Origin of the sequence: Pseudomonas sp. D8002, assembly GCF_013385695.1 — a bacterium.
In the GTDB taxonomy this organism is placed as follows: Bacteria; Pseudomonadota; Gammaproteobacteria; order Pseudomonadales; family Pseudomonadaceae; genus Aquipseudomonas.
The window spans coordinates 93,454-115,773 of the sequence record NZ_JACAPM010000049.1 but is presented as its reverse complement, the minus strand read 5'-3'; the positions used below and the strand labels follow the sequence as shown (position 1 = coordinate 115,773).

The 22,320-nt window shown below is 60.5% G+C and carries 20 protein-coding genes; 15 read left to right on the top strand and 5 right to left on the bottom strand.

Going from position 1 to position 22,320, the window contains the following annotated elements; genetic code table 11:
* The first annotated feature begins 23 nt into the window (after positions 1 to 23).
* The 11 genes from ndk to HX807_RS26455 all read left to right on the top strand — a co-directional run bounded on the left by ndk (position 24) and on the right by HX807_RS26455 (position 11,290).
* A complete protein-coding gene (gene ndk / locus HX807_RS26505; protein ID WP_003175956.1) occupies positions 24 to 449 on the top strand; it encodes a nucleoside-diphosphate kinase in 426 nt (141 codons plus the stop codon).
* Between the two features lie 30 nt (positions 450 to 479).
* Positions 480 to 1,628 carry a 23S rRNA (adenine(2503)-C(2))-methyltransferase RlmN gene (rlmN, locus tag HX807_RS26500; RefSeq protein ID WP_003209670.1) on the top strand — a complete coding sequence of 383 codons (1,149 nt, stop codon included), beginning with the start codon at positions 480 to 482 and terminating at the stop codon, positions 1,626 to 1,628.
* A gap of 12 nt (positions 1,629 to 1,640) precedes the next feature.
* A complete protein-coding gene (gene pilW, locus HX807_RS26495) occupies positions 1,641 to 2,399 on the top strand; it encodes a type IV pilus biogenesis/stability protein PilW (RefSeq protein ID WP_177051583.1) in 759 nt (252 codons plus the stop codon).
* On the top strand, positions 2,399 to 3,391 hold the full coding sequence (locus HX807_RS26490; protein WP_003209667.1) for a RodZ family helix-turn-helix domain-containing protein: 993 nt from the start codon (positions 2,399 to 2,401) through the stop codon (positions 3,389 to 3,391). The genes pilW and HX807_RS26490 overlap by 1 nt, the downstream gene beginning before the upstream one ends.
* 4 nt (positions 3,392 to 3,395) lie before the next feature.
* Positions 3,396 to 4,505 carry a flavodoxin-dependent (E)-4-hydroxy-3-methylbut-2-enyl-diphosphate synthase gene (gene ispG / locus HX807_RS26485; RefSeq protein WP_003209666.1) on the top strand — a complete coding sequence of 370 codons (1,110 nt, stop codon included), beginning with the start codon at positions 3,396 to 3,398 and terminating at the stop codon, positions 4,503 to 4,505.
* A gap of 23 nt (positions 4,506 to 4,528) precedes the next feature.
* Positions 4,529 to 5,818 (top strand): histidine--tRNA ligase, encoded by a 1,290-nt coding sequence (hisS, locus tag HX807_RS26480; RefSeq protein WP_003209664.1) that lies wholly within the window; start codon positions 4,529 to 4,531, stop codon positions 5,816 to 5,818.
* A gap of 40 nt (positions 5,819 to 5,858) precedes the next feature.
* Positions 5,859 to 6,500, top strand: a complete 642-nt coding sequence (locus HX807_RS26475; protein WP_003209663.1) for a tetratricopeptide repeat protein — start codon at positions 5,859 to 5,861, stop codon at positions 6,498 to 6,500.
* Positions 6,493 to 7,644, top strand: coding sequence for an outer membrane protein assembly factor BamB (gene bamB / locus HX807_RS26470; RefSeq protein WP_003209662.1), 1,152 nt, complete (start codon positions 6,493 to 6,495; stop codon positions 7,642 to 7,644). Before HX807_RS26475 ends, bamB begins: the two co-directional genes overlap by 8 nt.
* A gap of 139 nt (positions 7,645 to 7,783) precedes the next feature.
* The gene (der, locus tag HX807_RS26465; RefSeq protein ID WP_003209661.1) at positions 7,784 to 9,253 is read left to right on the top strand and encodes a ribosome biogenesis GTPase Der; all 1,470 of its coding nucleotides are present in this window, start codon (positions 7,784 to 7,786) and stop codon (positions 9,251 to 9,253) included.
* Positions 9,254 to 9,362: 109 nt separating this feature from the next.
* The gene (locus HX807_RS26460; RefSeq protein WP_008438276.1) at positions 9,363 to 10,511 is read left to right on the top strand and encodes a pyridoxal phosphate-dependent aminotransferase; all 1,149 of its coding nucleotides are present in this window, start codon (positions 9,363 to 9,365) and stop codon (positions 10,509 to 10,511) included.
* The gene (locus HX807_RS26455; RefSeq protein ID WP_008438274.1) at positions 10,499 to 11,290 is read left to right on the top strand and encodes an amidohydrolase; all 792 of its coding nucleotides are present in this window, start codon (positions 10,499 to 10,501) and stop codon (positions 11,288 to 11,290) included. The genes HX807_RS26460 and HX807_RS26455 overlap by 13 nt, the downstream gene beginning before the upstream one ends.
* Positions 11,291 to 11,483: 193 nt before the next feature.
* Here HX807_RS26455 and leuA read toward each other — a convergent pair whose 3' ends face one another.
* From leuA to HX807_RS26435, 4 genes are all read right to left on the bottom strand, one after another.
* Positions 11,484 to 13,163 (bottom strand): 2-isopropylmalate synthase, encoded by a 1,680-nt coding sequence (leuA, locus tag HX807_RS26450; protein ID WP_003209657.1) that lies wholly within the window; start codon positions 13,161 to 13,163, stop codon positions 11,484 to 11,486.
* Between the two features lie 320 nt (positions 13,164 to 13,483).
* Positions 13,484 to 14,305, bottom strand: coding sequence for a peptidoglycan DD-metalloendopeptidase family protein (locus tag HX807_RS26445; protein ID WP_008438272.1), 822 nt, complete (start codon positions 14,303 to 14,305; stop codon positions 13,484 to 13,486).
* Between the two features lie 3 nt (positions 14,306 to 14,308).
* Positions 14,309 to 15,688 (bottom strand): exodeoxyribonuclease VII large subunit, encoded by a 1,380-nt coding sequence (xseA, locus tag HX807_RS26440; RefSeq protein ID WP_177020410.1) that lies wholly within the window; start codon positions 15,686 to 15,688, stop codon positions 14,309 to 14,311.
* Between the two features lie 10 nt (positions 15,689 to 15,698).
* Positions 15,699 to 16,589, bottom strand: coding sequence for a LysR family transcriptional regulator (locus HX807_RS26435; RefSeq protein ID WP_177051581.1), 891 nt, complete (start codon positions 16,587 to 16,589; stop codon positions 15,699 to 15,701).
* A gap of 99 nt (positions 16,590 to 16,688) precedes the next feature.
* Between HX807_RS26435 and HX807_RS26430 the strand changes: the two genes are divergently transcribed.
* The 4 genes from HX807_RS26430 to guaA all read left to right on the top strand — a co-directional run bounded on the left by HX807_RS26430 (position 16,689) and on the right by guaA (position 21,431).
* A complete protein-coding gene (locus HX807_RS26430; protein ID WP_003209649.1) occupies positions 16,689 to 17,456 on the top strand; it encodes a sulfite exporter TauE/SafE family protein in 768 nt (255 codons plus the stop codon).
* 137 nt (positions 17,457 to 17,593) lie between these two features.
* Entirely contained in the window at positions 17,594 to 18,142 is a 549-nt protein-coding gene (locus tag HX807_RS26425) for a hypothetical protein (RefSeq protein WP_003209647.1), read from the top strand.
* A 159-nt stretch (positions 18,143 to 18,301) separates the two neighbouring features.
* The gene (gene guaB / locus HX807_RS26420) at positions 18,302 to 19,771 is read left to right on the top strand and encodes an IMP dehydrogenase (RefSeq protein ID WP_003209646.1); all 1,470 of its coding nucleotides are present in this window, start codon (positions 18,302 to 18,304) and stop codon (positions 19,769 to 19,771) included.
* 82 nt (positions 19,772 to 19,853) lie between these two features.
* Positions 19,854 to 21,431, top strand: coding sequence for a glutamine-hydrolyzing GMP synthase (guaA, locus tag HX807_RS26415; RefSeq protein WP_003209644.1), 1,578 nt, complete (start codon positions 19,854 to 19,856; stop codon positions 21,429 to 21,431).
* Positions 21,432 to 21,505: 74 nt separating this feature from the next.
* Here guaA and treR read toward each other — a convergent pair whose 3' ends face one another.
* Complete coding sequence (gene treR / locus HX807_RS26410; RefSeq protein WP_003209636.1) at positions 21,506 to 22,210, bottom strand: trehalose operon repressor; 705 nt, start codon at positions 22,208 to 22,210, stop codon at positions 21,506 to 21,508.
* Positions 22,211 to 22,320: the final 110 nt, after the last annotated feature.

Below are 22,320 nucleotides of genomic sequence, written 5' to 3'. Positions count from 1 at the left end.
ATTACCGTTTCTGGAGTTACACCATGGCTGTTCAACGTACTTTCTCCATCATCAAGCCTGACGCTGTTGCAAAAAACGTCATCGGCGAGATCACCACTCGTTTCGAAAAAGCCGGCCTGAAGGTTGTAGCTTCGAAACTCAAGCAACTGTCCAAGGCTGAAGCTGAAGGCTTCTACGCTGAGCACAGCGCTCGTGGTTTCTTCGGCGACCTGGTTGCCTTCATGATCTCCGGCCCTGTTGTTGTTCAGGTTCTGGAAGGCGAAAACGCTATCGCTCTGAACCGTGAGCTGATGGGCGCTACCAACCCTAAAGAAGCTGCTGCCGGCACCATCCGTGCTGACTTCGCTGAATCGATCGACGCCAACGCCGTTCATGGTTCGGACTCCGAAGCCGCTGCTGCCCGCGAAATCTCGTACTTTTTCGCTGCTACTGAAGTAACCGCTCGCTAAGCATTGGCTTAAAAGAGCGAAGGTGAATCCATGACTACATTGACTGCAAAAACCAACCTGCTGGGTCTGACTCAACAGGAAATGGAAAAATTCTTCGACTCAATCGGGGAGAAGCGTTTTCGTGCCGCTCAGGTAATGAAGTGGATTCACCATCTTGGCGTCGATGATTTCGATGCCATGACGAACGTCAGCAAGGCCCTGCGCGACAAGCTCAAGGCCATTGCCGAAGTTCGCGGCCCCGAAGTGGTCAGCGAGGACATTTCCACCGACGGCACCCGTAAGTGGGTGGTGCGCGTGGCGTCCGGCAGCTGCGTCGAGACCGTGTACATTCCCCAGGGCAAACGCGGCACTCTGTGCGTTTCGTCCCAGGCAGGCTGTGCCCTGGACTGCAGTTTCTGCTCCACCGGCAAGCAAGGTTTCAACAGCAACCTCACCGCCGCCGAAGTCATCGGCCAGGTGTGGATTGCCAATAAATCGTTCGGCAGCATCCCGGCGACCGCCGACCGTGCCATCACCAACGTGGTGATGATGGGCATGGGCGAGCCGCTGCTGAACTTCGACAACGTTGTCGCGGCCATGCACCTGATGATGGACGACCTGGGCTACGGTATCTCCAAGCGCCGCGTGACCCTGTCGACCTCCGGCGTGGTACCGATGATCGATGAGCTGGCCAAGCACATCGACGTCTCCCTGGCGTTGTCGCTGCACGCACCGAATGACGCATTGCGTAACCAATTGGTGCCGATCAACAAGAAGTATCCGCTTAAGATGCTGCTCGAATCTTGCCAGCGTTACATGGCGACCTTGGGCGAAAAGCGTGTGTTGACCATTGAGTACACCATGCTCAAGGACATCAACGACAAGGTCGAGCACGCGGTCGAGATGATCGAGTTGCTCAAGAACGTACCGTGCAAGATCAACCTGATTCCGTTTAACCCGTTTCCCCATTCTGGCTATGAGCGGCCGAGCAACAACGCCATCCGCCGTTTCCAGGATCAACTGCACCATGCAGGCTTCAATGTCACCGTGCGCACCACCCGCGGCGAAGACATCGATGCGGCATGTGGCCAATTGGTAGGACAGGTGCTGGATCGCACCCGTCGCAGCGAACGTTATATCGCCGTGCGTGAATTGAGTGCCGCCGACGATATGCCGCAAAGCGCCGCGACTCGAACCTGAGAGAGGATCTCTATGCCCTTGCGCCTTGCGCTGCTTTTGCTTGTTGCCAGCCTCGCGGCTGGCTGTGTTTCATCGGGCCATGACAGCCCGTTGCAAACCGGCAAGGGCCGTGACGAAGCGCGAGCTGCCTATGTGCAGCTGGGCTTGGGGTACTTGCAGCAAGGGATGACCGAACAGGCCAAGGTGCCGCTGAAAAAAGCCCTCGAGCTGGATGGCAGCGACGCCGACGCCAATGCTGCGTTGGCCTTGGTGTTCCAGGCCCAGGCCGAGCCCGAATTGGCCGATCAATATTTCCAAAAGGCCCTGGCCACACGCCCTGGCGACCCAAGACTGCTGAATAACTACGGCAGTTTTTTGTTTGCGCAGAAACGTTATGCCCAGGCATCCGAATATTTCCAGCAGGCTGCGGCCGATACCCTCTATCCTGAGCGTGCGCGGGTTTTCGAGAACCTGGGGGTGACCTCAATGCTTCTCGGCCAGCGCGACACCGCACGCCAGCAACTGGAAAAAGCCCTGCACCTGAACCAGCGCCAGCCACGGGCCTTGCTCGAAATGGCTGAGTTGTCCTTCGAAGACAGGCATTATGTGCCGGCACGTGACTATTACGAGCGTTTTAGCCTGCTGAGCGGGCAAAATGCACGTAGTCTATTGCTCGGTGTGCGCCTGGCGACGGTTCATGAAGAACGCGACAAGGCCGCACGTTTTGGCCAGCAACTCGAACGACTCTATCCCGGTACGCCGGAATATCAGCAATACCTGTCGGAGCAATGATGAAAGCGGCGCACCCGGAAGTTGTAGCAGCTAATCGTGGAAACCCAGGCGAGACCTTGCGTCAGGCCCGCGAAAGCAATGGTTGGTCGCTGGCAGAAGTGGCCCTCAAGCTCAATTTGACCACGACTTCATTGGGCAACCTTGAAGCTGGCGCATTCGACAAGCTGCCAGGGCATACCTTTGCCCGCGGCTATATCCGCGCCTACGCGAAGTTGCTGGGTATCGACCAGGCTGCATTGGTCCAGGAATTCGACCAAATCACCGGTACCGATTCCCAGGGCAGCAATGTCCATGGTCTTGGCCGCATTGAAGAGCCTGTGCGGGTTTCCCACACCATTTTGCGCATTGTCAGCCTGTTGCTGCTCATCGCCGTGATCGGCGGTGGTTTTGTATGGTGGCAGGATCAGACCGCCCAGCGTGGCAAGGACTTGTCCAGCAACGCCATGGAGCACGTCGAAGTCGAAAGCGCCGACGGCACCACCCAGATTCATCCGTTGGATGAGCCGGAAGACCAGGCCGTGGCCCAGGGTCAGGCGGCGCCTGAGGCAGAGCCAAGCGCCGAGCAGCCTGCGCCCGAAGCAGGTACTGCCGCCGCAGTGGCACCCGTCGCACCCGCTCCAGCGGTTGCAGTGACGCCTGCTGCTCCAGCTCATACGCCAGCAACGCCAGCAGTACCGGCGCAGGCTCCGGCAACAACGGCTCCCGTCGCCCCGGCGATTTCCGCGCCAACCACCCCGGTACTGATCGCCGGTGATGGCCGAGTACAAATTACCTACGTCGCTGACTGCTGGACGCAAGTCTCCGATGGCAACGGCAAGGTGCTGTTCAGTGGTCTGAAGCGTAAGGGAGATACACTTGACCAGGGCGGCAAGCCTCCTTTGACGCTGCGTCTGGGCTTTGCCCGTGGCGCGCAAGTGGCCTACAACGGCCAGCCTGTGGACGTGGCGCCGTTCACCAGTGGCGAGACTGCTCGCCTCAAGTTGGGACAATAAAGTCATGCACGGCGAATCTCCAATCAAACGTCGCGTATCGCGCAAGATCTGGGTCGGCTCGGTGCCGGTGGGCGGCGATGCCCCCATCGCAGTACAGAGCATGACCAACAGCGACACCAATGATGTGGCGGCCACTGTCGCCCAGATCAACCGCCTGGAAGCGGCGGGCGTCGACATCGTGCGGGTTTCCGTACCGGACATGGACGCTGCCGAAGCCTTTGGCCGCATCAAGCAACTGGTCAAGGTGCCGCTGGTCGCCGATATCCACTTCGACTACAAGATCGCGTTGCGCGTGGCCGAGTTGGGCGTCGATTGCCTGCGGATCAACCCGGGCAACATCGGCCGTGAAGACCGGGTTCGCGCCGTGGTGGATGCCGCCCGTGATCGCGGGATTCCAATCCGCATCGGCGTCAACGCCGGCTCCCTGGAAAAAGACCTGCAAAAGAAGTACGGCGAGCCGACGCCGGCCGCACTGGTCGAGTCCGCGCTGCGCCACGTAGAACACCTTGAACGCCTGAATTTCCAGGACTTCAAGGTCAGCGTAAAGGCTTCCGACGTGTTCATGGCGGTAGAAGCGTACCGCCTGCTGGCCAAGGAAATCGTCCAGCCGCTGCACCTGGGTATCACTGAAGCCGGCGGTTTACGTTCAGGCACAGTGAAATCTGCGGTGGGTCTCGGTATGCTGCTGGCCGACGGGATTGGCGATACTATTCGCATCTCCCTCGCGGCAGACCCGGTAGAGGAAGTGAAAGTCGGTTACGACATTCTCAAATCCCTGCATTTGCGTTCCCGTGGCATCAACTTCATTGCCTGCCCGAGCTGCTCGCGGCAGAACTTCGACGTGGTGAAAACCATGAACGAACTGGAAGTACGCCTCGAAGACCTGCTGGTGCCGCTGGATGTCGCGGTGATCGGCTGTGTGGTCAACGGGCCGGGTGAGGCCAAAGAGGCCCATGTGGGCCTGACCGGTGGTACGCCAAACCTGATTTACATCGACGGCAAGCCGTCGCAGAAATTGACGAATGACAATCTGGTGGATGAGCTGGAACGGCTGATCCGCCAGAAAGCGGCCGAAAAGGTCGAAGCTGACGCAGCGGTTATCGCGCGCGGCTGATCGAACGAATTTAAGGATTTGATGTGAGCAAGTCTCTGCAAGCCATTCGTGGCATGAACGACATCCTGCCTGAGCAGACGCCCCTGTGGCGCTACTTCGAGGGCACTGTCGCGCGCCTGCTGGATAACTACGGTTACAAGCAGATCCGCATGCCGATCGTCGAGTTCACCGAGCTGTTCAAGCGCTCCATCGGTGAAGTGACCGACATCGTCGAAAAAGAGATGTACACCTTCGAAGACCGCAACGGTGACTCCCTGACCCTGCGTCCGGAAGGTACTGCCGCGTGTGTGCGTGCGGTGCTCGAACATGGCCTCACCGGCGGTGGCCAGCCGCAGAAGCTCTGGTACATCGGCCCGATGTTCCGCCACGAGCGTCCGCAGAAAGGCCGTTATCGCCAGTTTCACCAGATCGGCCTGGAAGTCTTCAACCTCGACGGTCCGGACATCGACGCCGAGCTGATCGTGCTGACCTGGCGCCTGTGGGGCATGCTGGGCATCCGCGATGCGGTCAAGCTTGAACTCAACAGCCTGGGCACCAGCGAATCCCGGGGCCGCTACCGCGAAGCCCTGGTGGAATTCCTGTCGGCCCACCTGGACAAGCTGGACGAAGACAGCCAGCGCCGCCTGAAAACCAACCCGCTGCGGGTACTGGACACCAAGAACGCCGAGACCCAGGCCGTACTGGTGGACGCGCCGAAAATGGCCGACTACCTTGACGACGAGTCCCGTATCCACTTCGAGGGCCTCAAGGCTCGCCTGGATGCAGCCGGTATTCCTTACGTCATCAACCCGAAACTGGTGCGTGGCCTCGATTACTACAGCAAGACCGTGTTCGAGTGGGTCACCGACAAGCTCGGCGCCCAGGGCACGGTGTGTGCCGGTGGTCGTTACGACGGCCTGGTCGAGCAGATGGGCGGCAAGCCGACCACCGGCGTAGGTTTTGCCATGGGCATCGAGCGGCTGATCCTGCTGCTGGAAACCCTGGAGCAGGTTCCCGAAGAAATCTCCCGTCAGGTGGACGTGTACTTCTGTGCCTTTGGCGAGGCGGCCGAACTGGCTGCCCTGGCCCTGAGCGAGAAACTGCGCGACCAACTGCCGAACCTGCGCCTGCAAGTCAATGCCGGCGCCGGCAGCTTCAAAAGCCAGTTCAAGAAAGCCGACAAGAGCGGTGCGTTGTATGCACTGATCCTGGGTGATGATGAGTTGGCCCAGCAAGTGGTAAGTTTCAAACCCCTGCGTGGTCAGGGTGAACAACAAAGCATTGCCTTTGATGCGCTTGCAGCGCACCTGGCCACCTGCATCGTGCAGGGTTGAAGCTGTCAAACAGCCGATTTAGCGATTAAGGAGTATTGGGGTGTCGAGTACTGATGATGACCAGCTGGCCGAGTTCAAAGACTGGTGGCAGCGCAACGGCAAGCCCCTGGTCACTGGCGGCTTGCTGGCTTTAGTAGTGGTGTTCGGCTGGCAAGCCTGGCACAAGTATCAGGCTAACCAGTCGCAAGGCGCCTCGATTATCTATCAGCAACTGCTGGAAACCACGCTGACGCCAAACGGCAAGCCTGACCTGGCCCAGGTTGCAGACCTGGCCGGCAAGCTGAAGAGCGAATTCGGCGGTAGCACCTACGCGCAATACGGCAGCCTGTTCGTCGCAAAAGTTGCGGTCGACAACGGCAAGCTGGATGACGCCGCCTCCGAGCTGAAAGCCATCACCGACAAGCCGGCCAACCCGACACTGGGTGAAATCGCACGTCAGCGTCTGGCTCAGGTACTGGCGGCACAGAACAAGGCCGACGAAGCACTGAAACTGCTCGACGGCGATGCTGACAAGGCATTCCTGGCCACTCGTGAAGAGCTCAAGGGCGACCTCCTGGTCCAATTGGGTCGTACCGACGAAGCCAATGCTGCGTACCAAAAAGCCAAGGCGGCGCTGTCTGATGAAGCGGCGGTCGGTGGCTTACAAATCAAGCTCGACGACTTGGCCAAAGGGGATGCGTGACGTGATCCGTTGGAAACATGCAGCATTGCTGGCTCTGGCCGTTTTGGCCGCGGGTTGCAGCAGCAACAGCAAAAAAGAACTGCCTCCGGCCGAGCTGACCAGCTTCAAGGAAGAAGTGGTCCTGCAAAAGCAGTGGAGCCGCTCCATTGGTGACGGTCAGGGCGATCTGTACAACCTGATGGTCCCGGCGATCGACGGTGACACTATCTACGCCGCTGATTCCACCGGTGTTGTGGTCTCCATGGATCGCATGAACGGCGACGTCAAGTGGAAGAAAGACCTCGAACTGCCTGTGTCCGGCGCCGTTGGCGTGGGTTCTGGCCTGGTGATGCTCGGCACGCTGAAAGGCGACGTCGTGGCACTGGATTCGAGCACCGGTGAAGAGAAATGGCGCGCTCGCGTGACCAGTGAAGTGCTCTCGCCGCCTGCTACCAACGGTGACGTGGTTGTCGTGCAGACCCAGGATGACCGTGTGATCGGCCTCGACGCCGCCACCGGTAACCAGCGCTGGTTGTATGACAGCACGCCGGCGGTCCTGACCTTGCGCGGTACCAGCGGTCCGGTTGTGACCAGCAACCTGGCACTGGCAGGCCTGTCGACCGGTAAAGTGGTCGCCCTGGACACCCAGAACGGCGTGCCGGCCTGGGAAACCCGGGTCGCGATTCCTCAAGGTCGTTCGGAACTGGACCGCGTAGTGGACATCGACGGTGGCTTGCTGCTGTCGGGTGATACCCTTTACGTCGCTACTTATCAGGGCCGTGTTGCGGCGCTGGACGTGCAGAGCGGCCGGATCAACTGGCAGCGTGATGCTTCCAGCTACGCCGGTGTCGCCCAAGGGTTTGGCAGCGTCTACGTAAGCCTGGCGTCCGGCACCGTTGAAAGTGTCGACGAGCGTTCCACCACTGCATTGTGGAGCAACGACTCCCTGGCCCGCCGTCAGTTGTCGGCACCGGAAGTGTTCTCCAGCTACGTAGCGGTAGGCGACTTTGAAGGTTACCTGCACCTGCTGAGCCAGGTGGACGGTCGCTTCGTGGGTCGCGAACGTATCGACAGCGACGGCCTGCGTGCCCGTCCGCTGGTGGTAGGTAACATGCTTTACGTGTATGGCAACAGCGGCAAACTGGAAGCGCTGACCATCAAGTAATGGTTTGACTATGCTTGGGGTAATTCCCAGGCGGCCCTGCTTCGGCAGGGCATGCGGCGCTTTCGAGCGCTGCCCCGAGCACCAGCCGCTGCCTTGCAGCGGCTTTTGTATTTTCTGAAATAACGAAGTGGAGAGCCGCATGGTTCCCGTAATCGCCCTGGTGGGCCGACCGAACGTCGGCAAGTCCACCTTGTTCAACCGCCTGACCAGGACTCGCGACGCCATCGTCGGCGACTTGTCCGGTCTGACCCGTGATCGCCAATACGGTGAGGCAAAGTGGCAAGGGCGCTCCTACATTATTGTCGACACCGGTGGTATCTCCGGTGACGAGCATGGCATGGACGAAAAGATGGCCGAGCAGTCGCTGCTGGCCATTGAAGAAGCTGATGTCGTGTTGTTCCTGGTGGACGCCCGCGCGGGCTACACCGCTGCAGACCAGATGATTGGCGAGCACCTGCGCAAGCGCAACAAGCGTTCCTACGTGGTGGCCAACAAGATCGACAACATCGATCCTGAAATGGCCCGCGCCGAGTTCAGCCCGATGGGCCTGGGCGATGCGATCCCGATCGCCGGTGCCCACGGTCGCGGCATTACCCAGATGCTGGAAATCGCCCTGCGCGACTTCCCGCGTGATGACGTGGATGAAGTCGAAGGCGAAGAAGAAATCGTTGCCGAAGGCGAGGAAGCCAAGCGCATTCCTGGCCCAAGCGAAAAAGACGGTATCAAGATCGCGATCATCGGCCGTCCGAACGTCGGCAAGTCGACCCTGGTCAACCGCATGCTCGGTGAAGACCGGGTAATCGTCTATGACGAGCCGGGCACCACTCGCGACAGCATCTACATCCCGTTCGAGCGTAACGACGAGAAGTACACGCTGATCGACACTGCCGGTGTGCGCAAGCGCGGCAAGATCCACGAAGAAGTTGAAAAGTTCTCCGTGGTGAAAACCCTGCAGGCGATCAAAGACGCCAACGTAGTGATCTTCGTCATGGACGCCCGCGAAGGCGTGGTAGACCACGACCTGAACTTGCTGGGCTTTGCCCTGGAAGCCGGTCGCGCCCTGGTGATTGCGATCAACAAGTGGGACGGCATGACGCCGAGCGAGCGCGACTACGTCAAGGTCGAGCTGCAGCGTCGTCTGTTCTTCGTCGAGTTTGCCGATATCCACTTTATCTCGGCACTGCACGGTACCGGCGTGGGTAACCTCTACGCCTCGGTGCAGAACTCGTTCAAGTCCGCGGTTACCCGCTGGCCGACCAACCGCCTGACCCAGATTCTTGAAGATGCGGTCAGCGAGCACGCGCCGCCGATGGTCAACAACCGTCGCATCAAGCTGCGCTACGCTCACTTGGGTGGTGCCAACCCGCCGATTATCGTGATTCACGGTAACCAGCTGGAGAAGGTGCCGAAGTCCTACGTGCGTTACCTGGAAAATACCTACCGCCGTGTCTTGAAACTGGTCGGTACGCCGATCCGTATCGAGTTCAAGGGTGGCGAGAACCCGTACGAAGGTAACAAGAACAGCCTCACCGACCGCCAGGTAAACAAAAAGCGCCGGATGATGACGCACCACAAGAAGGCCGACAAAAAGCGCCGCGACAAGCGCTGATCCTGATCGGTTGAAAAAGGGCTCTTTCGGAGCCCTTTTTTTGTGCCTGGCGGTTGACCCTTCGCGGCATGCAGCTTAAAACTTGGGGCTCACCGCAAGGGGCGCACCGATGATCACCAGCAAGCTGCCGAATGTCGGCACCACCATCTTCACCACCATGTCGCAACTCGCTGCCGAAACCGGTGCGCTCAACCTGTCCCAGGGCTTTCCCGACTTTAACGGGCCCCAGGAGTTGCTCGATGGAGTGGGCAGACACATTGCCCTGGGCCATAACCAATACGCCCCGATGACCGGCCTGCCGGTACTGCGCCAGCAAGTGGCGGCCAAGATCGCCCGCAGCTATGGCGCAACGGTGAATGCCGACAGCGAAGTGACCATCACCCCAGGCGCCACTGAAGCGATCTTCTGTGCGATCCAGGCGGTGATCCGCAGCGGTGATGAAGTCATCGTGTTCGATCCGGCCTACGACAGCTACGAGCCTTCTGTGGAACTGGCAGGCGGTCGCTGCGTACACGTGCAACTGGGCCTGGATGATTTCGCCCTGGACTTCGAGCAACTGCGCGCTGCGCTGTCGCCGCGCACCCGCATGATCATCCTCAACAGCCCGCATAACCCCACCGGTGCCCTGATCAGCCGTGCCGAGCTGGACCAGTTGGCCGAGTTGATCCGCGACCGCGACATCTACCTGGTCAGCGACGAGGTCTACGAGCACCTGGTGTTCGACGGTGTGCCCCACGTCAGCGTGTTGGCCCACGAAGAGCTGTATCAGCGTGCGTTTGTGGTCAGTTCGTTCGGCAAGACCTACCACGTCACCGGCTGGAAAACCGGCTACGTGGTCGCGCCGCCAGCCCTCAGCGCCGAGCTGCGCAAGGTGCATCAATATGTCAACTTTTGCGGCGTGACCCCGTTGCAGTACGCTTTGGCAGACTTCATGGCCGAACACCCGGAACACGTCGAGGAGCTGCCGGCTTTTTATCAAGCCAAGCGCGACCTGTTCTGCGACCTGCTGGAACCGTCGCGTTTCAGCTTTACCCGGGTGGCCGGTACCTACTTTCAATTGGTGGATTACTCACAGATTCGCCCGGACCTGGATGACGTCGCCATGTCGCTGTGGATGACCCGCGAGCATGGCGTAGCAACCATCCCGGTCTCGGTGTTCTACCAGAACCCACCGCAAGGCCAGCGCCTGGTGCGACTGTGCTTTGCCAAACGCGAGGAGACGCTGCGTCAAGCAGCCGAGAAACTATGCGTGATCTGAGTGCACTGCCCAACCTGAACATCGCCCTGGTGCAAACCACCCTGGCCTGGCACGACCGCCAGGCCAACCTGGAGCATTTTGAACTGTTGCTGGAACAGGCCAAGGGTGCCGACCTGATCGTGCTACCGGAGATGTTCACCACCGGTTTCTCGATGGAATCGGAAACCCTCGCCGAGCCTGAAAACGGCCCCACCCATCAATGGCTGCAGGCCCAGGCGAAGAAGTACAACGCGGTGATCACCGGCAGCGTGATCATCCAGGCCGCCGACCGCAGTCACCGCAACCGCCTGCTGTGGGCGCGACCGGATGGTGAGGTGTTGCACTACGACAAGCGTCACCTGTTCCGTATGGCCGGTGAACACGACCACTACACCCCCGGCGAGCGCCAGGTGCAGTTCGAACTCAAGGGGTGGCGGATTCGTCCGTTGATCTGCTACGACCTGCGATTCCCGGTGTGGAGTCGTGACGCCCAGGACACTGACTTGCTGCTGTACACCGCCAACTGGCCGGGCGCACGTCGCCAGCACTGGAACCGTCTGCTGCCGGCACGGGCCATTGAAAACCTGTGCTACGTGGCGGCGGTGAATCGGGTGGGCACGGACGGCAAGGGCTTTGCCTACACCGGCGACAGCCAGGTCGTGGACTTCCAGGGCGAAAGCCTGCTGAGCGCAGGGGAGGCGGACGGGGTGTTCCAGGTGTGCCTGGACGCAGCGGAATTGGCGGAGTACCGCACACGCTTCCCGGCGAACCTGGATGCGGACAGCTTCGAGTTCACCTGAAGGATTTTCGCCGCCTTATAGATTGCCTTCGCGAGCAAGCCCGCTCCCACATTCGTCCTGCGCTACCTGAAAGAACGCGGTCAAAATGTGGGAGCGGGCTTGCTCGCGAAGAGGCCCTTAAAATCACCACAAATTCCAATAAAAAGGCCCCTGGATTCTCGTCCCGGGGCCTTTCGCATTTCAGCGGTCGTGTTTATGCCGCTTTCGCTTCCAGCTGGCTCAACGAGCGGTTCAGCGCGCTGAACACCGCCTTGAAGCTCGCCGTGGTGATGTTTTCATCAATGCCCACGCCATGCACCGGACGCTCACCGTTCACTCGCAGCTCGATGTAGGCCGCCGCCTTGGCATTGGTGCCGGCGCCAATCGCGTGTTCGTTGTAATCCATGATCTCCACACCAATCGGCAGCCCGGCCACCAGCGCTTCCAGGGCGCCGTTGCCTTTGCCGTGCCAGCGCAGGTTGGTTTCGCCCTGGCCCTTGCCGGAGACTTCAACTTCCACCGAGCTGTTGCCGTTCTCTTCCTGCAAGCGATGGCTGACCAGCGCGTAAGGAATGTTGGCTTGCAGGTATTCACGCTGCAACAAGCTGTAGATCTGCGCGGCGGTCATCTCCAGGCCCACGCGGTCGGTTTCGGCCTGTACCACCTGGCTGAACTCGATCTGCATGCGGCGCGGCAAGCTGATGCCGTATTCCTGCTCCAGCAGGTAGGCGATGCCGCCTTTGCCCGACTGGCTGTTGACGCGGATCACCGCCTCGTAGCTGCGGCCGATGTCGGCCGGGTCGATCGGCAAGTACGGCACTTCCCACAAGGCGTCGTCTTTCTGCTGGGTGAAGCCCTTGCGGATCGCGTCCTGGTGGGAGCCGGAGAAGGCGGTGTGAACCAGGTCGCCGACGTACGGGTGACGCGGGTGCACCGGGATCTGGTTGCACTCTTCGACGACTTTGCGAATACCGTCGATGTCGGAGAAGTCCAGCTGAGGGTCGAGGCCCTGGGTGTACATGTTCAAGGCCACGGTGACCAGGTCGACGTTACCGGTACGCTCGCCGTTGCCGAACAGGCAGCCTTCGACACGGTCGGCGCCGGCCATCAGGCCCAACTCGGTGGCGGCTACGCCGGTGCCACGGTCGTTGTGGGTGTGCAGGCTGATGATCACGCTGTCGCGACGGTTGATATGACGACCGAACCACTCGATCTGGTCGGCATAAATGTTCGGGGTGGCGCACTCGACGGTGGCTGGCAGGTTGAGGATCACCTTGTGCTCAGGCGTCGGGTTCCAGACCTCGATCACCGCGTCACAGACTTCCTTGGCGAACTCAAGCTCAGTGGCGCTGAACGTCTCTGGCGAGTATTCGAAGGTCCACTGGGTTTCCGGCTGCTGGGCGGCGTATTTGACGAACAGCTTGGCCGCGTTGACCGCGATCGCCTTGATGCCATCCTTGTCCTGGTTGAACACGATGCGGCGGAACGACGGCGAGGTGGCGTTGTACAAGTGAACGATGGCTTTCTTCGCCCCGCGCAGGGATTCGAAGGTGCGTGCGATCAAGTCTTCACGGCCCTGGGTCAGCACCTGGATGGTGGTGTCCTCGGGGATGTGATTGTCTTCGATCAGGGTGCGCACGAAGTCGAAATCGGTTTGCGACGCAGCCGGGAAGGAGGCTTCGATTTCCTTCACACCGACGGCCACCAGGGTCTTCCAGAAACGCAGCTTTTTCACCGCGTCCATCGGTTCGATCAGCGACTGGTTGCCGTCGCGCAGGTCGGAACTGCACCAGATCGGCGCGGTGGTGATGGTTTTCGAAGGCCAGGTGCGGTCCGGGATATCAATGGTCGGGAACGCGCGGTACTTCGAAGACGGGTCTTTGAGCATGCTCATCGGGAAATCCTTTGTCTAGGGGCCGAGAAAAGGCGGCCTGCCGTAAAACTGTTATTGGGGATAAAGCAGAAGACGAGGCAGATCGATTCAGCCTGGCAGTCGTGCGCTGACTAGGCACAGGCTGCGGTGCTGGCGGAGCTGAATGAGGGTGTGAGAGGTTTTCATAGGTCCAACCCTAACCGCCGGGGTGAAAGATGGCAAGCAGTCGGAAAAAATTGAGAGAAGTTCTGCTATTGCTGAGGAAAACGAGATTTTATGGTTGAGAATTGTGCGCGGGGTTGTTTTGTTTGCGCACCCTTTGCCGTGTGCGCAATTGAGCATTAGGGCTGAAACGCGCCGATAAAGATCGCCGGATCCACCCGTGCGTCGTTCAGGCTGATGTTCCAATGCATATGCGGCCCGGTCGCCCGGCCGGTGGAACCGACCTTGCCCACCACCGCACCACGAGCCAGTTGCTGGCCCACGCTCACATCAATCTTCGACATATGGCAGAACATGCTGATAAAGCCCTGGCCATGGTCGACAAACACGGTGTTGCCGTTGAAGAAGTAGTTGCCGGTCAGGATCACCTTGCCCGCTGCCGGGGTCTTGATCGGCGTGCCGGCGCCCACGGCAAAGTCCAGGCCGGAATGCGGATTCCGCTCCTCGCCATTGAAGAAACGTCGTACGCCGAACTTGCTCGACAGCGGCCCGTTCACCGGCTTGTCCAGCAGCAGGTTGCTCGGCGTGTTCGGGCTGAAACTGCGATACGCCTTGAGCTGGACCGCCAGCTCGCCTTCGATGCGCTTGAGTTGCGCCGGGTCCGGGTTCACCTGGCTCTTGTTCTTCAGGGTGATGTGCTGCTCGGGGTATTTCTTGAAGCCCACGACAAACGGCAGGTTCTGGCTGCCGCTGGTGATGCGTTGGGTGCCGGGCTTGACCGTCAGCGGGATGCCCACAATCGCCAACCAGTTGTTTTGCTCCTTCACCACCAGCACTGGGCGGTTCATGTAGGTGGCTTTGGGCGCCGTGGCCGAAGTGCCGAGGTCGACCACCGCCACGCCACCGGGCACCGGCTTGTTCAGCAGGCGGGTGATGTAGCTGTCGGCATGGGCGTTAAAGGTCAGGCACAGCAGCATCAACAAACTTAAAAAGCGTGGCATCAATCAATCCAGTAACGAGAGGGTGACGGGCGTCAGGTGGTTGTCTTCCACCCGTACCTGCAATTGGCCTTCACCGAGGCGCGCGGTCAGGCGCTGGCCGGTGTGGGTTTGCGCGGCGTTGCGAATCGCCTGGCCGCGTTCGTCGAGCAAGATGCTGTAGCCGCGTCCAAGCGTCGCCAGCGGGCTGACCACGTGCAGCGTCTGCACCTGGCTTTGCAGTTGCAGGCGACGGGCCTTGAGGCCTTCGCGCATGGCACGGGGCAGGCGTTCGGCAAGGCTGTCCAGGCGTTGGCGCAACAGCGCCAGTTGGCGGCCGGGGTGTTGGCCGGCGAGGCGGGTTTCTAGGCGGATCAAACGCTCGCGACGGGTGTTGAGGCTGCGCTCGAAGGCACGCCGCAGGCGCATGTCCAGGTCATCCAGGCGCTGGGCCTGTTGGCGCAGGCGCTCGCCCGGGTGACGCAGGCGACGAGCCATGCCTTCCAGGCGCAGGCGGTCGTGGGTCAGGCGGTTGCGCATCAGCATCACCAGGCGGCGGTGCAGGTTCTCTACCTGGCGAGTCAGGTGGCTGGAGTCCGGCGCCAACAGCTCGGCAGCGGCGGAAGGCGTTGGGGCGCGTACGTCGGCGACAAAGTCGCTGATCGACACATCGGTCTCATGGCCAACGGCGCTGACGATGGGCGTCACGCAGGCGTCCACCGCACGCGCCACGGCTTCTTCGTTGAAGCACCAGAGGTCTTCCAGCGACCCGCCGCCACGGGCCAGGATCAGCGCGTCGAAGCCGCGTGCATCGGCCAGCTTCAGTGCGCGGACGATCTGCGCCACGGCTTCACGACCTTGTACGGCTGTCGGGATCAACGTCAGTTCCACGTTGGGCGCCCGGCGACGGAACACGCTGATGATGTCGCGAATCACCGCACCGGTGGGCGAGCTGATAATCCCGATGCGCCGTGGGTGTGCGGGCAGCGGCACCTTGCGCTCGACACTGAACAGGCCTTCGGCGCTGAGTTTTTCCTTCAGCGCGTCGAAGGCCAGGCGCAGTGCGCCGTCACCGGCCGGCTCCACCGTGTCGAGAATCAGCTGATAGTCGCCACGGCCCTCAAACAGCGAGACCTTGCCCCGCACCTTCACCGCCAGGCCGTCTTTCAACGCCTGGCGCACCCGTGCGGCGTTCTGCCGGAACAGCGCACAACGCACCTGGGCGCCACTGTCCTTGAGGGTGAAATACACGTGGCCGGAGGCCGGGCGGGCGAGGTTGGAGATCTCGCCTTCGACCCAGATATTGGTGAACACGTCTTCCAGCAACACCCGCGCGCGGCCGTTGAGCTGGCTGACAGTCAGGACTTCGCGGTCCAGCCCCAGACGGGCAAAGGGATCTTTAATCATGGGCGGCAGTTTATAGGCATTCGTGCAGGGTTTGACAGAACTGCTCCACCAGCGCGTTCGGCGTTTGCTGGCAGGCGAGGGCGACGGTGCTTTGGCAATCGGGATCGGCCAGGGGTAAAAAATGGATGTTGGCCGGCGCAATGTCCTGCATCGACTTCGGCAGCAAGGCGATCCCGAATCCGGCCTGGATCAGCTGTAACTGCGTGGTCTTGCGCGACATCACCCGCGCCGCCTTGGGGAAAAATCCTGCACGCATGCACAACTCGGCTGACAGGTAACTCAGCCCTCCGCGCTGGGGGTGAGGGATCGAGATAAACGCTTCGTTCTTCAGTTGCGCCAAATCGATACCGGATGTGTGCCCGGCCAACCGGTGGTTCGGCGGCACGGCCAGCAACAGCCTTTCGCTATATAAAGGCACGATGCGCACGCCTTCGCGCTGGCGCAACACCGGTAAGCGCAACAGCCCGACCTCCAGTCGGCCGTCGGCGATTTCTTCCAACTGGGCTTCGGAGGACAGTTTGGCGATGTCCATCGACACGCCCGGGCATCGTTCCAGCCAGGCACCGATGCCGCGCAGCAGGCGGCCACTCATCGGCACCGTGCTCGAATGGCTCATTCGCAGCGTGCCGAGCTGTCCATTGCCCACTTGCGTCGCCATCTCACTGGCCTTGAGCAGTTCGCCCAGCAGGTTGCGTGCCCGCGGATAAAAAGCCTCGCCCGCAGCCGTCAGCCGTGGCTGGCGCGCAGTGCGTTCAAACAGCGGCGTTTGCAGCAGGTTTTCCAGCTCCTTGATCTGCCGGCTCAGTGCCGATTGCGCCACAAACAGCCGCTCGGCCGCTGCGCTGAAGCTGCCGCTCTCGGCGATTTCGACGAAGTAACGCAATTGCCGGGTGGAAATCACAAGTCATGCCTTTTCGAGATGAGTGATGGGCTTTGAAGATATTAGTCGCAACGCTTGCCAATGGCTAAAGTGATGGCCATCTCTAATAAGGAATACGTCATGAGTCCGGTCGAGCTGTTGAGTCATTGGTCGTTTGGCGGTGTGGACTGGCTGGTGATCGGCGTGGCGATTGCCCTGGCGTATATCGTGTTCGGCATTGCAGGCTTTGGTACCGCATTGGTGGCGGGGCCGATCCTGATTCTGTTCATGCCGCTGTCGAAGATCATCCCCTTGCTGGTGCTGCTGGATTTTGTCGCGGCCTTCGGCAACCTTCTGCAATCGCGCCGGGATGTGGTGAAACCGGAGTTGTTCAGGCTACTGCCGTGCATGGCGATTGGCTGCACCCTTGGGGTGATCTTCCTGCTCAACCTGCACTCTGATTTATTGCTGCTGTTGATGGGGCTGTTTATCAGCGCCTATGCGATCTACAGCCTGGCGGTGAAGGCCAAGCCCACGCAGATGGCAGCCGGCTGGGCGATTCCCATGGGGGTTGTCGGCGGGCTGTTTGGCGCGTTGTTTGGCAGTGGCGGCTTTCTGTATGCGATCTACCTCAACAGCCGATTGCCCAAGGATGGCGCGCGGGCGACCCAGAGTGCGTTGATCAGTTGCAGCACGGTGGTGCGCCTGAGCCTGTTTCTGATCGCGGGCGTGTATGCCGAGCTACCCTTGTTGATGTTGGCGGTGTGCCTGTTGCCGGCCATGGCGCTCGGGCTGTGGGCGGGGCGGCGGTTGACCCTGCGCATGTCCCGCGAGGCGTTTGTGCGGTTGGTGACCTGGCTGGTGCTGGCCAGTGGCATTGCCTTGATTGCCCGTTACTTGAGTACTTGACCTGATTGTTTCAGGGATTAAGCTGCCAGCCTTCAGGGCTTCTTCGCGAGCAAGCCCGCTCCCACATTTGGAACGCATTCCCCCTGTGGGAGCGGGCTTGCTCGCGAAGGCGCCAGTAGCCACGCCGCAGGACTCCCATGAATTCCCAAAGCATCCTTGTCCCGAAAATCTCCACGCTACCCGTCCACGAACCCCGCGCCCGGGCGATCGTGCGCTGGCTGGTGCGCAAGAACATCGTCAAGGAAGAACTCACCACCTGCGGACGCACCGGCAACCGCATGGGCTATGCCCTGGCCGACGGTGCCCGCGCCGTGGTGCTGCACCCCGACGCGCTGCCGTTCAACGAGCCGATCAACGGCCTGGAGATCATCTACAAGCGCTGCATCTACACCCCGGCCAAAGGCTTCCTGGAAGAGGCCGGCTGTCCCGAGTGCCTGAAGGAAGTCGGCGAAGCCCTGTTCGAAAGCCTGGAAGACTGGATGCCCGGCCACACCGATAACTTCACCTGCCCGCTGTGTGGGCATGAGGACGACATCAACGGTTTCCTGTTCCTGCAGGAATGCGGCTTTTCCAACCTGGGATTCATCTTCAATAACTGGGCGGAGGCGGGGTTCAAGCAGAGTTTTATCGACGAATTTGCCGACTGGCTGGACCAGAAGATGAGTTGGGTCAAAGTCGAACTTTAATTCGATGTGAGCGTTCCCACGCAGAGCGTGGGAACGCTCAGTGCTGCAAAAATCATCCATCTATCAGTATTACCAAGTTTGTCAGAGTTTTACATTGAACCCGAGGGGGTGTCTGACTATAATGGCGCGCTTCCATTTTCCCGCTCGGGAGCCCCCGCGATGCTGCGTATCAGCCAAGAAGCTCTGACATTCGACGACATTCTCCTAGTGCCCGGTTATTCCGAGGTGCTTCCTAACGAAGTCAGTCTCAAGACCCGCCTAACCCGTGGCATCGAGCTGAATATTCCTCTGGTTTCCGCTGCCATGGACACCGTCACTGAAGCCCGTTTGGCAATCGCCATGGCTCAGGAAGGCGGCATCGGCATCATCCACAAGAACATGACCATCGAGCAGCAAGCTGCCGAAGTTCGCAAGGTCAAGCGTTACGAAGCCGGTGTGGTCAAGGACCCGATCACCATCGAGGCCGATGCCACCGTTCGTGACCTGTTCGACCTGACCCGCCTGCACAACATCTCCGGCGTTCCGGTGCTGCACGATGGCGACCTGGTCGGCATCGTCACTTCCCGTGACGTGCGTTTCGAGAACCGTCTTGAAGTCACCGTCCGTGAAGTGATGACGCCTAAAGAGCGCCTCGTTACTGTCAAGGAAGGCGCCGACAAGAACGATGTGCGCGAGCTGCTGCACAAGCACCGCATCGAACGCGTACTGATCGTCGACGACAAATTCGCCCTCAAGGGCATGATGACCGTCAACGACATCGAAAAAGCCAAGGCTTACCCGCTGGCCAGCAAGGACGATCAAGGTCGTCTGCGCGTAGGCGCTGCGGTCGGTACCGGCAAAGACACCGGTGACCGTGTAGCGGCCCTGGTGGCTGCCGGTGTTGACGTGGTGGTGGTCGACACTGCCCACGGTCACTCCAAAGGCGTGATCGACCGCGTTCGCTGGGTCAAACAGAATTTCCCTGACGTGCAAGTGATCGGCGGCAACATTGCCACCGGCGCTGCCGCCAAGGCCCTGGCCGAAGCCGGTGCTGATGCGGTCAAGGTCGGTATCGGCCCTGGCTCGATCTGCACCACCCGTATCGTTGCAGGTGTAGGTGTGCCGCAAATCAGCGCCATCGCCAACGTCGCCGCGGCCCTTGAAGGCACTGGCGTACCGTTGATCGCCGACGGCGGCATCCGTTTCTCCGGTGACCTGTCCAAGGCCATCGTCGCCGGTGCTTCCTGCGTGATGATGGGCTCGATGTTCGCCGGTACTGAAGAAGCGCCGGGCGAGATCGAACTGTTCCAGGGTCGTTCGTACAAGGCTTACCGCGGCATGGGCTCCCTGGGCGCCATGTCCCAGGCTCAAGGCTCTTCCGACCGCTACTTCCAGGACTCCTCCGCGGGCGCCGAGAAGCTGGTACCGGAAGGCATTGAAGGGCGTGTTCCGTACAAGGGCACCCTGAGCGCCATCATCCATCAACTGATGGGCGGCCTGCGTTCCTCGATGGGCTACACCGGCAGCGCCGACATCGAAGAAATGCGCACCAAGCCTGAGTTCGTGCGGATCACCGGTGCCGGCATGGCCGAGTCCCACGTCCACGACGTACAGATCACCAAGGAAGCGCCAAACTACCGCGTAGGTTGATGCTTCCAGCAAATAGTTAAGTAACCGGGGCTGTCTTATTCAGCCCCGAGTTGTTTCTGATTCATTAGACGAGACTGATCTCATGGCCCTCGACATTCACGCCCACCGCATCCTGATCCTCGACTTCGGTTCCCAGTACACTCAGCTGATCGCCCGCCGCGTGCGTGAAATCGGCGTGTACTGCGAACTGCATCCGTTCGACATGGACGACGAAGCGATTCGCGAATTCGCTCCAAAAGGCGTCATTCTCGCCGGCGGCCCCGAGTCCGTGCACGAAGCCAACAGCCCGCGTTGCCCGCAGGCGGTGTTTGACCTGGGCGTGCCGGTCTTCGGTATCTGCTACGGCATGCAGACCATGGCCGAGCAACTGGGCGGCAAGGTTGAAGGTTCCGAGCTGCGTGAGTTCGGTTACGCCCGTGTCGACGTGGTCGGCAAGAGCCGCCTGCTGGACGGCATCGAAGACCACATCGACGCCGACGGCCTGTTTGGCCTCGACGTATGGATGAGCCACGGTGACAAGGTCACCCGGATGCCGGAAGACTTCCACATCCTGGCCAGCACCCCGAGCTGCCCGATTGCCGGCATGTTCAACGACGAGCGCGGCTACTACGGCGTGCAGTTCCACCCGGAAGTGACCCACACCAAGCAAGGCGGTCGCATCCTGTCGCGCTTTATCCTCGACATCTGCCAGTGCGAAGCCCTGTGGACCCCGTCGAAGATCGCTGAAGACGCCATCGCCAACGTACGTGCCCAGGTCGGCACCGACAACGTCCTGCTGGGCCTGTCCGGCGGCGTTGACTCCTCCGTGGTTGCGGCGCTGCTGCACAAGGCCATCGGCGACCAACTGACCTGCGTCTTCGTCGACAACGGCCTGCTGCGCCTGCACGAAGGCGAGCAAGTGATGGCCATGTTCGCCGAGAACATGGGCGTCAAGGTGATCCGCGCCAACGCTGAAGATCAGTTCCTGAACAACCTGGCCGGCGAGTCCGACCCGGAGAAGAAGCGCAAGATCATCGGTCGCACCTTCATCGACGTATTCGATGCCCAGTCCAACAAACTGGACAACATCAAGTACCTCGCCCAGGGCACCATCTACCCGGACGTGATCGAATCGGCCGGCGCCAAGAGCGGCAAGGCCCACGTGATCAAGTCCCACCACAACGTGGGCGGCCTGCCTGAGGAAATGAACCTCAAGCTGGTAGAGCCACTGCGCGAACTGTTCAAGGACGAAGTCCGTCGTCTGGGCCTCGAACTCGGCCTGCCGTACGACATGGTCTACCGCCACCCATTCCCGGGCCCGGGCCTGGGCGTGCGGATCCTCGGTGAAGTGAAGAAAGAATACGCCGACCTGCTGCGTCGCGCCGACCACATCTTCATCGAAGAACTGCGCAAGGCCGACTGGTATCACAAGGTCAGCCAGGCGTTCGTAGTGTTCCAGCCGGTGAAATCGGTTGGCGTGGTCGGCGATGGCCGTCGTTACGCCTGGGTTGTTGCCCTGCGTGCGGTGGAAACCATCGACTTCATGACCGCCCGTTGGGCACACCTGCCGTACGAACTGCTGGAGACGGTCAGCGGCCGTATCATCAATGAGATCGAAGGTATTTCGCGCGTGACTTATGACGTGTCGAGCAAGCCGCCGGCGACCATTGAGTGGGAATGATCCTGCCGTAGCAGGTGAGCGCTGAATAACAAAACCCCGGCCTGGTGCCGGGGTTTTGTGTTTCTGGCGTTTGTCTACCGCCGCGCAATATCCGAAAAGTAAAACTTATCCAGCGTATGCCGCGACTCGGTGTACTCGAACTGCCGTCCATCCTGCAAAAACGTCTGGTTGCTCACCACGATCACATGGCTCTGACCTTCGAGGTCCAGGTGTGTCTGATCGTCCTTTCCCCGCGGCAGCGCTTCGATAGTGCGCTGGGCATAGCTGATCTGCAGCTGCAAGGTCTGTTCGATAAACGCATAGATCGACTGCTCGGCAATCTCCCGATCCAGCCCCGGTATCAGGTCGGCGACGAAGTGGTTGATGTCGAGAATCACCCGTTTGCCATCGATCCGCCGCACCCGTTTGACCCGGGTTATCAGGCTGCCGGCTTCGGCTTCGATGTGTTGCATCAGCGGGCCTTCCAGGGGGAATTGGCTGAACTCCACCACTTCGGTGCTGACATCATCGCCTAGGGCGGCATGGGTCTCGCGAAAGCTGACGATACCGCCGAGCTGGAACTCGATGGGGTTGGGTGACAGCACGAAGGTGCCCTTGCCGTGGATCTTTTGCGCGAAGCCGCGCTCCTGCAATTGCTCGATCGCCCGGCGTACCGTGCCACGGCTGGCCTGGTAGGCGTCCATCAGTTCGGTTTCGGAGGGCAGGCGCGTGCCGCGTTGCAGGCGTTCGGTGGTGATGCTGGCAAGCAGATCGGTATAGATCTGGTTGTATTTACTCATGGGGAAGGGCTCTGTGCCGCGTTGGCGTTCAAGGCAGGAACCTTAGTGGCAGCGATGGGGTTTGTCCATGCAACCCATTGTAGAACTCGGAAATTTCTGACTCAAAAAAC

What these genes read in the sequence shown, in the direction of transcription:
- ndk (WP_003175956.1), top strand. Translation starts at nt 24, where the DNA reads ATGGCTGTTCAACGTACTTTCTCCATCATCAAGCCTGACGCTGTTGCA.
- rlmN (WP_003209670.1), top strand. Translation starts at nt 480, where the DNA reads ATGACTACATTGACTGCAAAAACCAACCTGCTGGGTCTGACTCAACAG.
- pilW (WP_177051583.1), top strand. Translation starts at nt 1,641, where the DNA reads ATGCCCTTGCGCCTTGCGCTGCTTTTGCTTGTTGCCAGCCTCGCGGCT.
- HX807_RS26490 (WP_003209667.1), top strand. Translation starts at nt 2,399, where the DNA reads ATGAAAGCGGCGCACCCGGAAGTTGTAGCAGCTAATCGTGGAAACCCA.
- ispG (WP_003209666.1), top strand. Translation starts at nt 3,396, where the DNA reads ATGCACGGCGAATCTCCAATCAAACGTCGCGTATCGCGCAAGATCTGG.
- bamB (WP_003209662.1), top strand. Translation starts at nt 6,493, where the DNA reads ATGCGTGACGTGATCCGTTGGAAACATGCAGCATTGCTGGCTCTGGCC.
- der (WP_003209661.1), top strand. Translation starts at nt 7,784, where the DNA reads ATGGTTCCCGTAATCGCCCTGGTGGGCCGACCGAACGTCGGCAAGTCC.
- HX807_RS26460 (WP_008438276.1), top strand. Translation starts at nt 9,363, where the DNA reads ATGATCACCAGCAAGCTGCCGAATGTCGGCACCACCATCTTCACCACC.
- HX807_RS26455 (WP_008438274.1), top strand. Translation starts at nt 10,499, where the DNA reads ATGCGTGATCTGAGTGCACTGCCCAACCTGAACATCGCCCTGGTGCAA.
- leuA (WP_003209657.1), bottom strand. Translation starts at nt 13,163, where the DNA reads ATGAGCATGCTCAAAGACCCGTCTTCGAAGTACCGCGCGTTCCCGACC.
- HX807_RS26445 (WP_008438272.1), bottom strand. Translation starts at nt 14,305, where the DNA reads ATGCCACGCTTTTTAAGTTTGTTGATGCTGCTGTGCCTGACCTTTAAC.
- xseA (WP_177020410.1), bottom strand. Translation starts at nt 15,688, where the DNA reads ATGATTAAAGATCCCTTTGCCCGTCTGGGGCTGGACCGCGAAGTCCTG.
- HX807_RS26430 (WP_003209649.1), top strand. Translation starts at nt 16,689, where the DNA reads ATGAGTCCGGTCGAGCTGTTGAGTCATTGGTCGTTTGGCGGTGTGGAC.
- HX807_RS26425 (WP_003209647.1), top strand. Translation starts at nt 17,594, where the DNA reads ATGAATTCCCAAAGCATCCTTGTCCCGAAAATCTCCACGCTACCCGTC.
- guaB (WP_003209646.1), top strand. Translation starts at nt 18,302, where the DNA reads ATGCTGCGTATCAGCCAAGAAGCTCTGACATTCGACGACATTCTCCTA.
- guaA (WP_003209644.1), top strand. Translation starts at nt 19,854, where the DNA reads ATGGCCCTCGACATTCACGCCCACCGCATCCTGATCCTCGACTTCGGT.
- treR (WP_003209636.1), bottom strand. Translation starts at nt 22,210, where the DNA reads ATGAGTAAATACAACCAGATCTATACCGATCTGCTTGCCAGCATCACC.